This window comes from Variovorax sp. GW822-FHT04E09 (assembly GCF_058800845.1).
This window is the reverse complement of record NZ_JBXAMR010000001.1, coordinates 1,305,967-1,318,104: the sequence shown is the minus strand read 5'-3', so window position 1 is coordinate 1,318,104 and position 12,138 is coordinate 1,305,967. Positions and strand designations below refer to the sequence as shown.

At 67.4% G+C, this 12,138-nt stretch carries 9 protein-coding genes; 6 read left to right on the top strand and 3 right to left on the bottom strand.

Annotated features, from left to right (window positions below; all coding sequences use genetic code 11):
- Positions 1–42 precede the first annotated feature (42 nt).
- Together AC1RL8_RS06055 and AC1RL8_RS06050 are read left to right on the top strand one after the other, a co-directional pair.
- Complete coding sequence (locus AC1RL8_RS06055) at positions 43–1,383, top strand: UDP-glucose dehydrogenase family protein (RefSeq protein ID WP_492684208.1); 1,341 nt, start codon at positions 43–45, stop codon at positions 1,381–1,383.
- Between the two features lie 61 nt (positions 1,384–1,444).
- Positions 1,445–2,467: a hypothetical protein gene (locus tag AC1RL8_RS06050; protein ID WP_492684207.1), complete on the top strand. Its 1,023-nt coding sequence runs from the start codon at positions 1,445–1,447 to the stop codon at positions 2,465–2,467.
- A 134-nt stretch (positions 2,468–2,601) separates the two neighbouring features.
- Here AC1RL8_RS06050 and AC1RL8_RS06045 read toward each other — a convergent pair whose 3' ends face one another.
- Positions 2,602–3,252 carry a TetR/AcrR family transcriptional regulator gene (locus AC1RL8_RS06045; protein WP_492684206.1) on the bottom strand — a complete coding sequence of 217 codons (651 nt, stop codon included), beginning with the start codon at positions 3,250–3,252 and terminating at the stop codon, positions 2,602–2,604.
- Between the two features lie 234 nt (positions 3,253–3,486).
- Here AC1RL8_RS06045 and AC1RL8_RS06040 point away from each other — a divergent pair, with 234 nt between their 5' ends.
- The 4 genes from AC1RL8_RS06040 (at position 3,487) to AC1RL8_RS06025 (ending at position 9,321) form a co-directional block, all read left to right on the top strand.
- On the top strand, positions 3,487–3,624 hold the full coding sequence (locus tag AC1RL8_RS06040; RefSeq protein WP_493196435.1) for a hypothetical protein: 138 nt from the start codon (positions 3,487–3,489) through the stop codon (positions 3,622–3,624).
- Positions 3,621–4,733 (top strand): DUF3800 domain-containing protein, encoded by a 1,113-nt coding sequence (locus tag AC1RL8_RS06035; protein WP_492684205.1) that lies wholly within the window; start codon positions 3,621–3,623, stop codon positions 4,731–4,733. The genes AC1RL8_RS06040 and AC1RL8_RS06035 overlap by 4 nt, the downstream gene beginning before the upstream one ends.
- A gap of 96 nt (positions 4,734–4,829) precedes the next feature.
- Positions 4,830–6,806, top strand: coding sequence for a penicillin-binding protein 2 (gene mrdA / locus AC1RL8_RS06030; protein WP_492684204.1), 1,977 nt, complete (start codon positions 4,830–4,832; stop codon positions 6,804–6,806).
- A 127-nt stretch (positions 6,807–6,933) separates the two neighbouring features.
- A complete protein-coding gene (locus tag AC1RL8_RS06025; protein ID WP_492684203.1) occupies positions 6,934–9,321 on the top strand; it encodes a DNA polymerase II in 2,388 nt (795 codons plus the stop codon).
- A 13-nt stretch (positions 9,322–9,334) separates the two neighbouring features.
- On the opposite strand, the gene AC1RL8_RS06020 is transcribed toward AC1RL8_RS06025, so the two are convergent.
- Entirely contained in the window at positions 9,335–9,898 is a 564-nt protein-coding gene (locus tag AC1RL8_RS06020; RefSeq protein ID WP_492684202.1) for a hypothetical protein, read from the bottom strand.
- Between the two features lie 73 nt (positions 9,899–9,971).
- On the bottom strand, positions 9,972–12,032 hold the full coding sequence (fusA, locus tag AC1RL8_RS06015) for an elongation factor G (RefSeq protein ID WP_492684201.1): 2,061 nt from the start codon (positions 12,030–12,032) through the stop codon (positions 9,972–9,974).
- Positions 12,033–12,138 lie beyond the last annotated feature (106 nt).

Below are 12,138 nucleotides of genomic sequence, written 5' to 3'. Positions count from 1 at the left end.
CAACCGCCGCGGCTGCCAGTGCCTGAAGGGAGGGGCTTGCGCATGAAGCTCGCCATCTTCGGCGCCGGTTATGTGGGCCTCAGCTTCGCCGCCTGCATGGCTGAAGCGGGGCACGAGGTGCTGTGCGCGGACGCCGATGCCGGCCGCATCGAAGGGCTGCAGCAGGGCCGGATGCCGCTGCACGAGCCGGGGCTGGAGGCGCTGGTGGCCGCAGGCCTCTCGACGGGGAAGCTGCGCTTCACGGCCGACGAGCGCGCGGCGAGCCTGCATGGCGACGCGCTCTTCATCGTGGTCAACACGCCGGCCGATGCGCAAGGCGATGTCGACCTGCGGCATGTGATGGCCGTGGCCCGCAGCATCGGGCAGCACCGGGACCGCGACGCCGTGGTCGTCTGCAAGTCGACCGCGCCGGTCGGCACCGCGGAGCAGGTCGAGGCTGTGCTTCACGCGGCGCTTTCGCAGCGCGGTGCGGCCCATCGCGTCGCGGTGGCCGTGAACCCCGAGTTCCTGCGCGAGGGCTCGGCCGTGCGCGATTGCCGCCAGCCCGACCGCGTGGTGATCGGTGCGACCGACCCCGCGGCCATCGACCTGCTGACTCGGCTCTACGAGCCCTTCGTGCGCGACCCGGCGAAGCAGCTGCTGGTGATGGACCGGCGCTCCGCCGAGCTCACCAAGTACGCCGCTAACGCGATGCTCGCGACCCGCATCAGCTTCATGAACGAGATGGCGCGTGTGGCCGAGCATGCGGGCGCCGACATCGAGATGGTGCGCCGGGGCATCGGCTCGGACCGACGCATCGGCCCCGACTTCCTGCAGTCCGGTGCGGGCTACGGCGGTTCGTGCCTGGCGAAGGATGTGCGGGCGCTGCGGCATGCGGCCGATCGCGAGGGGCAGCCGCTGCGCCTCCTCGCGGCCGTCGAGGCCGCGAACCATGAGCAGAAGGGGCGCCTCTTCGAGCTGATGACGCACCACTTCGAAGGCCGCATCGCGAACAAGACCATCGCGCTTTGGGGCCTGGCCTTCAAGCCCGACACCGACGACATGCGCGATGCGCCGAGCCTCGTGTTGCTGGAGCGCCTGTGGGCGGCGGGCGCGCACGTGCAGGTGCACGACCCGGCGGCCATGCCGAACGCACGCGCCATCGTCGGCGAGCGCGCCGATGTGCGCTGGTGCGAAACGCCCGAAGACGCCTTGCAGGGTGCCGACGTGCTGGCGCTCGTGACCGAATGGCCCGTGTTCCGTCGCCCCGACATGGCGCGCATCGCCAGCACATTGAAGGCGCTCGCGATCTTCGACGGCCGCAATCTCTACGACGCCGCCGAAGTCGAAGCCGCCGGCATCGCGTACTACGGCATCGGGCGCGGCCGGTCAGTGCGGCGCTGAATCGTCGTCAGCAGCATGCCGGTCACTCGCCGGCTCTTGATCCATTGAAAACGTCAACCCCATGTCGGAACGCATCGAACTGAAGCTTGATTGGACAAGAAAACAGGTCCGGCAACTGGCCGCAAACGGCGAGGTGTCCATCCTGCAATTTGCCGCCGCACAGGAGGTGCCGCCTTCGCTGCTGGAAATCCTGAACGAAGATCTCTTCAGGCATCGGCCGGACATCACATGGCGGATGTATGGAAGCTACGCGCGTGTGTGCGATCTTTCTTGTCTGAGGCTCATGCCCCATGTCGAAAGGTTGAGCCTTGACTGCCTCACCCGGATCAGCAACACGCATGCCGTAGAGGCCTTGCCGAAGCTGAAGGAGTTCGTCTTTGATGTGTACGAGGCAGATTCACTGGGTGTGTTGAACGCAGTGCCCACAGACCTGCAAAGACTCCGAATCGGCAAGACGAAAACGAAGAAGACCGATCTTTTCGGGCTGGAGCGCTTTTCCCATCTGAGGCAACTCGTGGTTGCCGGCCACACGCGTGGCCTTGAGGTGGTTGGAAAGCTGTCGACATTGAATGAGGTGTCCCTCATGGGGATGCCTCTGTCGAACCTGGTCTTTCTACGGCATCTTCCCCACCTGCATACGCTTCAACTGGGATTCGGAAGCGCGCAGAACCTGGACACGCTTGCGGGCCTGAACGCCCTGAGACACCTGGCACTGCTGCGGATCAAGGATTTGTCGGACCTGTCGGTCGTCAGCCAACTGGAGACGCTGCAAAGGTTGACCGCGCAAGATCAGCCACACCTTGCCAGCTTGCCCTCGTTGGCTGCGCTCGAGGATCTGGCGCTGATCGTCCTCTACAACGTGGGGCTGAAGGACCTGAGGTGGGCGGCCTCTGCACCGGCGCTCGAAAGCCTGGCCATGTTTCAGATGCCAACGCTGATGCACGGTGACATCCAGAGTCTCCTGCGTCAGCCCGGCCCTCTGAGGCGCCTGATGGTGGGATTGAAAAGCGCCCGCGAGCACAAGCTCGCGCGGCAGGCGATCGAGGATTCAGGCCTGTGGGACGATGGCGGATGGTGGCGGTGACATCGCGACCCTTGGTGTGGTCGTCGCATTGAACTGCGAGGTGACGTCTGTACTCATCAATTCGGAGACGGCCTGCATGAGCATGGCCGCACTGACCGGCTTGGGCAGCCCCACTCGCATATTCGGGCCAGCGCTCATTCCTGGCGCGCGTGGCTTTGGCGCACGGCTTGCAGATACCCGTCCAATGCCAGCAGGACCTCCTGAACCATGACGTCCGCGCTCGGCAACACGGCGCTCACCAGCAGCGTCTGCTTCACCAGCGCATCGACGACGGTGTAGGCGCCGAAGGCCACGCGCGCATCGTGCAGCCCTTCGGGCCAGTCCACCGCGCTCGTCAGTGCCTTGCCGAAGAGGTTGACGTTGTGCTGGTACAGGCGGTTGTAGACGAGCTGCGGCGAGACGCGGCGCTCGATGGAGCTCAGCACCCGCCAGCGTCCGCCGCCCTCGAGCATCGTGTGCACCTGGGTCTGCGCCAGCAGGCGCGTGATCTCGCGCAGCGTGCGTTGGCCTTCCGCCTGGACGACGTCGTCCACCGCGCTCGACAGCGCGGTCGAAAGCTTGCGCACCCAGGTGCGCACGGTCATGGCCGCGACCGCTTCCTTGCCGGGGAAGTACTGGTAGACGCTGCCGACGCTGACGCCGGCCACGTTGGCGATGTCGCGCATCGACGTCTTCTCGTAGCCCTTTTCCAGCAGCAGGAGCACGAAGGCGTCTTGTATCGCGATGGACGTCATCCATGCGCGTGACTGGGAGGGCTTGCGTCGGGGTTTGAGGGCGGTCGTCATGGCTGAAAAGCGAACACCGGGACGGCGCACGCAAGGAGGAGGGCCTCGTTGCAGAGGGAAATCAAGGCCTCGGGGCGCGTCCCGAAAACTGAACATGCCTGCCCGGTCGATTTCCTAGACTTCTTCCAACCCAAGGCAGCCGGTGGCCGCGAGCCCCGAACCTCACTTCAACCCAAGGCCAACGCGCGCACTCGTCATTCTTGCATGTCACCTCCTGCGTCCTACAAAGCACCCTTGCGCGAACTGCGCTTCGTCCTGAACGATCTGCTCGGCATCGACGGAGAACTGAAGGCGCTTCGTCCCGCCGACGTCCCGCACCACCTCGCGAGGGCGAAGGGAGACCTGACGCGAGGCGTTCGCCCCGCACCATGACCACCATCTACATCGACGAAAGCGGCCACAGCGGTGACATGGTCGACAGCGGCACGGGCTACGACTTCAAGCGGCAACCCTACTTTGCATTGGCGGGCGTGGGGCTGCAGGACGAAGAGGAGTGGGATGCATGCCTCCAGGCGTTGCGCGATCGCCATCGCATTCCTTCGGACGAACCCGGTGCCCGATCGCTGGCATCCAGGCCGGAGTTCTCCGCGGCCGTGATCCACGCATTGCTCGACCGGCGGGCTCCGCTTTTCGTCGAGCTGGTCGACAAGCGCTACTTCATCTGCAGCTGCATCACGTCGTTCCAGCTGCTGCCGTCCTGCCTCGGCTACCCCGAGTCGATGCGGCTCGACTTCCTCAGGAACGCCGTCGCGGATTTCCTGCACGTCCATGCCGATGCGCAGGTGCTGGACAGCTTCGTCGCGTCCTGCCTGACGCCCGAGGCCGGAACACTTCACGCATCGTTTGCCAGCCTGCGCGAGCTGGCCGTGCAAGCCGCCGAGGAGGAGGAAGAGGCTGCGGCGCAGGTCGCCAAAGGGTTCGGTCGCATCGTCGAAGCGGCGAACACGGAGTACCACGCGCTGAGTGGCGCCCAGCATCAGCCCTGGCTGGAGTTTCTTCCGCCTCCCGAGCTCAACACGTCGTCGACGCAGGCCTGGACGTTGCCGAACCTGACGTCGTTCATGCGCATCTACGCCCGGATCCACCTCTACTACCGGCACTGCCTGGCCGATGTCCGACTGGTGCACGACCAGAATTTCGAGGTGCAGCGCATCCTGGGGCAGGGAAAGTCCGCCGCCGAAGGGCCGGACCGTGCGATGGAACTGCTGTGCACGTCCCCCTCCGACCACCGCTTCGAAGAAGTGGCCGCCCTCGACTTCAGGCAGTCGCACGAAGCTGCCGGCGTGCAGATGGCCGAGGTGGTGGCGGGCGCCACGATGCGGTTCTTTCGTGACCTGCACGCAGGCACAGGCGTGTGTCCCGAACTGCGCAAGGCCATGATGCGGCTGATCTCCGAAGGGGATGAGCGCACGGGGTACGGCCTCAAGCAGGTGGTGCCGACCCGCCAGGTTCGCATCGGTGCCGAAGAGGCTTGGGCCTGAGCGGACGATCGCGTTTCGTCGACTGCCGACGCGGAACCTTCGGGCGGGCAGGGCCTCCTATCTGGCTTCTCCGCTTCTTTCCCCCCGTTTCGCCCGATGAATGAAATCCGCAATGCCGCCGCCGAGCTCGCTCTTTTTCGCCGCCGCGTGGTGGTGGTCGGTTGCGCGGTGCTGTTCGGATTCGGACTGATCGGCGCGCGGCTGGTCTATCTGCAGGTGGTGCGCCATGAAACGCTGGCGGACCGGGCCGAGAGCAATCGCACCGCGATCGTCCCCGTGGTTCCCAACCGCGGGCAGATCCTGGACCGCAACGGCGTGGTGCTGGCGTCCAACTACGCGGCCTACACGCTGGAGATCACGCCCTCGAAGGTGGGCGACATCGCCACCGTCATCGACGAGCTGGGCGAGCTGCTCGAAGTGACGCCCAAGGACCGCCGCCGCTTCCAGCGCCTGCGCGAGGATTCGCGCAGCTTCGACTCCCTGCCCATCCGCACCCGCCTGAGCGATGAAGAGGTGGCGCGCTTCGCGGCGCAGCGCTACCGATTTCCCGGCGTGGAAATCCGGGCGCGGCTGTTTCGCACCTACCCGCACGGCGAGGTGGGCGCGCACGTGATCGGCTACATCGGGCGCATCAACCAGCGCGAAAAGACCGCGATGGACGACTGGGAGGAAGACGAGCGCGCCAACTACCGGGGCACCGACTACATCGGCAAGGTCGGCATCGAGCAGAGCTACGAAAAGGCGCTGCACGGCCAGACCGGCGTGGAGCAGATGGAAACCTCGGCCGGCGGGCACGCGGTGCGCCGCCTGTCCCGTCACCCCGCCAGGCCGGGTCAGACCGTGATGCTGTCGCTCGACATCAAGCTGCAGAAGCTCGTGGAAGACATGTTCGGCGAGCGCCGGGGCGCGCTCGTGGCCATCGATCCGAAGACCGGGGAGGTGCTGGCCTTCGTGAGCAAGCCCACCTTCGATCCCAACCTGTTCGTCGAGGGCATCGACACGGAGAACTGGAAGGCGCTGACCGAGTCGCCCGACAACCCGTTGCTCAACCGCGCGCTGCGCGGCACCTACCCGCCGGGCTCCACCTACAAGCCCTTCATGGCGATGGCGGCGCTGCAGACCGGCAAGCGCAGCGCCGAGAAGGTGGAGAACGACCCGGGCTTCTACAACTTCGGCGGGCGCACCTTCCGCAGCCACCGGGGCGGGCTGGGTGGTGTCGACATGCACCGCGCCATCCAGTTCTCGAGCAACACGTATTTCTATTCGCTGGCCGCCGAGATGGGCGTGGACCTGATCCACGACTTCATGGCGCCCCTGGGCTTCGGGCAGTTCACCGGCATCGACCTGCAGGGCGAGTCGCGCGGCGTGCTGCCCAGCCGGGCGTGGAAGCGCGCGGCCTACCGGCGCGTCGACATGAAGACCTGGCACCCGGGCGAGACGATTTCACTGGGCATCGGCCAGGGCTACAACAGCTTCACGATGCTGCAGCTGGCCTCGGCCAACGCCACGCTGGCCAACGGCGGCGTGCGCTACCAGCCGCACCTGGTGCGGGCCATCCGCGACACGTCGACCGGCGAGGTGGTGCGGCAGGTCCAGCCCCCGGCCCAGGACTTGGGCTATGCGCGCAAGCACGTCGAGGTGGTGCGCGACGCGATGGTGGCGGTCACCAAGGGCGGCACCGGCACGCGCGTGTTTGCGGGCGCCGCGTACACCTCGGCCGGCAAGACCGGCACCTCGCAGGCCGTGGGCCTGAGCCCGAAGGCGCGCGCGAGCGGCAAGGCCCTGGAGGCGCGCCAGCGCGACCACGCGCTGTACATGGCATTCGCCCCGGCCGAGGACCCGACCATCGCGGTGGCCGCGATCGTCGAGAACGCGGGCTTCGGCGCGGCGCACGCGGCGCCGATCGTGCGGCGCGTGTTCGACTACTGGATTGCGGGGCAGTACCCCAACGACGCCGACATGGCGGCGGTCCAGGTGGGGAAGGCCGGCGCGCCCATCGGCCAGCCGCTGGTGGCCAGCGAGGTGCCGGTGCTGGACGATGGTGCGCAGGGGGATGAGGCCGGGGTGCTCTGAGGGGGCGGGGCGGATGCGCCCCCTTGCGGATGGCAAGCCACCATGCCGGCTGCAGCTCGCACGCGGCCGGGCGAGAATCTCCTGATCCCCAGTCCGCCTTCTCCCTCGACCCGATCTTCGAACGCCCGTGACCTCCACCGACCTCCAGGGCTTCATCCTCACCCGCCACTGGCGTGATGCACCCACCGGCACGGAGATCGAGTACTGGCTGGCCACCGAAGCCGGGCCGAGGAAAGTGGTGCTGACCTCCCGCAGCAGCGTCGCTTTCGTCGCCGCCCGGCACAGGGCGGCGGTGGAAGTCCACCTCGCGGCCATGCCGGGCGTGCAGTTGCGGGAGCTGGAACTCCAGAATTTCCAGCAGGAAGTCGTCCTCGGCATCTATGCGACGCACTTCCGCCAGATCGGCCGGTTGGCGCGCGCCCTGCAGGCGCAGGGCATCCCCTTGCTCGAAGCCGATGTGCGCCCGCACGACCGCTACCTGATGGAGCGCTTCATCACCGCTGGCGTTCGGGTGGAAGGAGGGCGGGCGGAGCACAGCACGCTCGTCGACTGCAAGCTCAGCCCAGCGCCTGAATTCCGGCCGGTACTCAAGGTCGTGTCGCTGGACATCGAGACGAGCCAGCACGAAGGGCTCTATTCCATCGCGCTGGACGGCACGCCGGAGCGCGTCGTCTTCATGCTTGGCGAGCCGCCGCCCGAGCCGGGCGACCCCATGGACTTCGCGCTCGTCTACTGCCCGACCCGCAAGGCGATGATCGAGCAACTCAACGACTGGTTCGAGCGCAACGACCCCGACGTCCTCATCGGCTGGAACGTGGTCCAGTTCGACCTGCGCGTGCTGCAGAAAACCGCCAACGACTGCGGCGTGCCGCTGCTGCTGGGGCGGGAGTGCCGACCCATCGAATGGCGCACGCACCCGGGCAAGCAGGGCTACCTGTTCGCGCCCACGCCGGGCCGGATCGTCCTCGATGGCATCGAGGCGCTCAGGGCCGCAGTGTGGAGCTTTCCGTCCTTCAGCCTCGAGAACGTCTCGCAGACGCTGCTGGGCGAAGGCAAGGCCATCGGCGACGAGTACGACAAGATGGCGGAGATCGAGCGGCGCTACCAGCACGACAAGCCCGCGCTCGCGCTGTACAACATCCGCGACTGCGAGTTGGTCCTGCGCATCTTCGACAAGGCGAAGCTGCTGCAGTTCATGATGGAGCGCGCCCAGGTCACCGGCCTGCAGGCCGACCACTTCGGCGGCTCCATTGCCGCGTTCAGCCACCACTACCTGCCGCGGATGCATCGCCTGGGCTACGTGGCGCCGAACGTGGGCGAGATCGCGAGCAAGGCCTACCCGGGCGGCTACGTGATGGACTCGAAGCCGGGCTTCTACGACTCCGTCGTGGTGCTGGACTACAAGAGCCTCTACCCCTCGATCATCCGCACCTTCCTGGTCGATCCGGTGGGCCTCGTCGAGGGCTCGAATGCTGCCGATCCGACCGGGCTCATCCACGGACCGCAGGAGACCGTCTTCTCGCGCGACAGGCACTGCCTGCCGCAGATCGTGACCACGCTCTGGCACGCGCGGGACGAGGCCAAGCGGGCGAAGAACGAGCCGCTGTCGCAGGCGCTGAAGCTGCTCATGAACTCCTTCGCCGGCGTGCTGGGTGCGTCCGAGTGCCGCTTCTTCAACCCGAAGCTGGTGTCCGCCGTGACCCTGCGCGGGCACGAGATGATGAAGCTCACGCGCGAGTTCGTGGAGCAGCGGGGCTACGAGGCGATCTATGGCGACACCGACTCGATCTTCATCTGGCTCCGGCGCACCCACACCAACGAGGAGGCGCACGCCGTCGCGGCGCGCCTGGCGGCCGACATCAACGACTGGTGGGCGCGCGCGCTGCGCGAGGAGCAGGGCCTGCAGAGCTTTCTCGAGATCGAGGTCGACACGCACTACAAGAAGTTCTTCATGCCCACCATTCGCGGCTCGGAGGTGGGCAGCAAGAAGCGCTATGCCGGTCTCAGCGTGGATGCCGCGGGCAAGGAGGAGATGGTGTATCGCGGCCTGGAGATGGCGCGCAGCGACTGGACCCCGCTGGCGCGCCAGTTTCAGGAGGGCCTGCTGTCACGCATCTTCCAGGGCGAGCCCTACAAGGCCTTCGTGACCGACTACGCGAAGGCGACGCTGGCGGGTGCCAAGGACGACCTGCTCATCTACCGCAAGCGGCTGCGCCACCGGCTCGACGACTACCTGGTCAACGTGCCGCCGCAGGTGCGGGCCGCGCGCATCGCCGACGAGCACAACGCCCGGGTCGGCCGGACCCAGCAGTATCAGAAGGGCGGCTGGACCCAGTACGTCATGACCCGCAACGGGCCGGAGCCGCTGGAAACCCGCCATTCGCGCATCGACTACGAGCACTACCTCACCCGGCAATTGCAGCCGATCGCCGACGCCATTCTTCAGCCCATGGGAGACAGCTTCGCGGCCTTGACGACGTCGCAGCGCGAGCTCTTCGAGCCAGGATCGCCGTGAAGCGACCGCAGGATCAGGTGCCGGGCCGCGGGTCCTTGTCCGTGATGGACAGGTCGACCGGCACCCGCGTCTCGTGCCGGAGGTTCCCGGGCATCTCGAACACCACCGTGAGGTGCCCCTTGACGCGCTCGAAGGGCTTGTCCAGCTTCACGTAGAAGCCTCGCTGGCTGCTCAGGGCGTTGTCGTAGGTCCAGAGCGAAAAGTCCTGCAGCGACGATGCACCGCTGTCGTCCTTCAGGCGCAGCTTCTCGTTCTTCTCGTTGGTCAGCGCGTAGTCCTTGATCCGGTAGGTGGCAGCGTCGGCGATGTCGTCGTTCGTGTTGACGATGTGGCCGTTGCGCTTGTATTCGTCGACCTTGGCCTTGGGCAGCGGGTAGTAGGTCAGCACGTCGAACGCGCTCGCCGGTTTTTTCCGGATCAGGGTCTGGTCGGAATTGATGACCATCACGTGGGCACCGAGTTGCGTGAGCAGCGCCCGCGCCTGGTCCGGGGTGTACGGCTGGCGCGGTGCGGCGTGGGACTGGGAGGCGGGCAGTGCGAACAGTGTGGACAGGACCAGCGGCAGCAGTTTCTTCATCGGGGAGCCCGTGCAGGATGATTGGCGGATGCCGGCCATTAGGCCATGGCAGCGTCATGCCCCCGGTGCACTCCTAGTCGTCGTCGCGCACCCGGTACTGCCCCATCAGCGTGCGCTGCACGGTCGGCGGCACGGCCTCGTAGTGCGACAGCGCGATGGTGTAGCGCCCCTGGCCACTGGTCATCGCATTGAGCCGCGACTGGTAGTTGGCCAGCTCGACCTCGGGCACCTGTCCGCCGATGGCCACCGTGCCGGCCCCCAGGCCCGACGTGCCGGTGACCAGGCCGCGCCGCGACGACAGGTCGCTCGTGACGTCGCCCACGGCATGCTCGGGCACGGCGATCTCGATCTGGACGATCGGCTCGAGCACGGCCGGTTGCGCCTCGCGGATCGCCGCCATGAAGGCCTTGCGGCCGGCGGTCGCGAAGGCGATGTCCTTGCTGTCCACGCTGTGGTGCTTGCCGTCGTACACCACCACGCGCACGTCGACCACGGGGTAGCCGGCGATCGCGCCGTAGGCCAGCACCTCGCGCACGCCTTTCTCGACCGCGGGGATGAACTGGTTCGGAATGGCGCCGCCCCGGACTTCGTCGGCGAACTCGAAACCCGCGCCGCGCGCCAGCGGTTCGATGCGCAGGAAGACTTCGGCGAACTGGCCGGCGCCGCCGGTCTGCTTCTTGTGGCGGTGGTGGCCCTCGGCCGGCGCGGTCACGGTCTCGCGGTAGGCGATGCGCGGCGGCCGCGTCTGGACTTCGAAGCGGTACACCTCGCGCAGGCGCTCGAGCACGAGGCGCAGGTGCAGCTCGCCGAGGCCGTAGAGCACCGTCTCGTTGGTCGCGGCCACATGCTCGATGCGCAGGCACGGGTCTTCGGCTGCGAGCTTGCCCAGGATTTCCCAGGCGCGCTGCTCGTCGCCATGGCGCTTGGGCTCCACGGCCAGGCCGTACACGGGCACCGGGAACGGCAGCGGCGCGAGGTGCACATGGCTGTCTTCGGCCGCGTCGTGCAGCACGGCATCGAAATGGATCTCGTCGACCTTGGCCACCGCCACGATGTCGCCGGGCACCGCGTGCGACACCTCGACATGGTCCTTGCCCTGGAGCATGAACAGATGCCCGACCTTGAAGGGCTTGCGGCCGTCGCCGATGTAGAGCTGGCTGTCGCGCGTGACCGTGCCCTGGTGCACGCGGAAGATGCCCATCTTGCCGACATAGGGGTCGATCGTGACCTTGAACACATGCGCCAGCACGTGCAGCGACGGGTCGGGCCGGGCCTGCATGGGCTGGGCCTGCGCGCCTTCGCCGACGAGGAACTCCGGCGGGTTGGCCTCGGTCGGGTCGGGCAGGAGCTTCACGATCACGTCCAGCAGCTCGGCCACGCCGGCGCCACTGCGCGACGAAGTGAAGCACACCGGAATCAGGTGGCCTTCGCGCAGCGCCTGCTCCAGCGGCGCGTGCAGCTCCGACGGGTCGACGTCGCCTTCCTCGAGGTAGCGGTCGACGAAGGCCGCGTCGACCTCGACCACCTGTTCCACCAGCGCGCGGTGCGCCGCTTCGACGGGCCCGAAGTCGGAGCGTCCGAAGCGGTTGAAGAAGCAGTCGATCACCTGCCGGTTCACCCCGTCGGGCACGTTCAGCGGCAGGCATTCGCGGCCGAAGGTGGCCTGGATGTCGGCCAGCAGGCCCGACAGCGAGACGCCCTGCGAGTCGATCTTGTTGACGACGATCATGCGGGCCAGGTGGCGCGAGGCCGCGTACTCCATCATGCGCACCGCCATCGGCTCGATGCCGGTGGCGGCATTGATGACCACCGCCACCGTCTCGACCGCCTCCAGCGCCGGCAGGCTCTGGCCGAGAAAGTCGGGGCCGCCGGGCGTGTCGATGAGGTGGATGCGCGTGGCGGCGTGCGTGAGGTGCATCACCGAGGCGTTGAGCGAATGCAGCATGCGGCGCTCGAGCGGGTCGTGGTCGCTGACGGTGCTGCCGCGCTCGACGCTGCCGCACGCGCCGACGGCGCCCGCCTTGAACAACAGGGCCTCGGCCAGGGAGGTTTTGCCGGCGGCCGCCGGGCCCACCAGCGCCAGCGTTCGCACTGCTTCCATTTCGGCCGCGAGGCCGTTCGATCGGCTTGGCATGGCGGGACTCCTTTGCGCGTCCGCAAGGCCGGCCCGGCGGCCCGCAAGGGCTCGGGTGCTGCGCATCGACGCCGGGCCAGCGTACGGGATTGACCGTGCCGATGCA

Bases quoted from the DNA above. Each gene is read 5' to 3' on its own strand.
- AC1RL8_RS06035 (WP_492684205.1), top strand. From the start codon at position 3,621: ATGACCACCATCTACATCGACGAAAGCGGCCACAGCGGTGACATGGTC.
- fusA (WP_492684201.1), bottom strand. From the start codon at position 12,032: ATGCCAAGCCGATCGAACGGCCTCGCGGCCGAAATGGAAGCAGTGCGA.
- mrdA (WP_492684204.1), top strand. From the start codon at position 4,830: ATGAATGAAATCCGCAATGCCGCCGCCGAGCTCGCTCTTTTTCGCCGC.
- AC1RL8_RS06050 (WP_492684207.1), top strand. From the start codon at position 1,445: ATGTCGGAACGCATCGAACTGAAGCTTGATTGGACAAGAAAACAGGTC.
- AC1RL8_RS06045 (WP_492684206.1), bottom strand. From the start codon at position 3,252: ATGACGACCGCCCTCAAACCCCGACGCAAGCCCTCCCAGTCACGCGCA.
- AC1RL8_RS06055 (WP_492684208.1), top strand. From the start codon at position 43: ATGAAGCTCGCCATCTTCGGCGCCGGTTATGTGGGCCTCAGCTTCGCC.
- AC1RL8_RS06020 (WP_492684202.1), bottom strand. From the start codon at position 9,898: ATGAAGAAACTGCTGCCGCTGGTCCTGTCCACACTGTTCGCACTGCCC.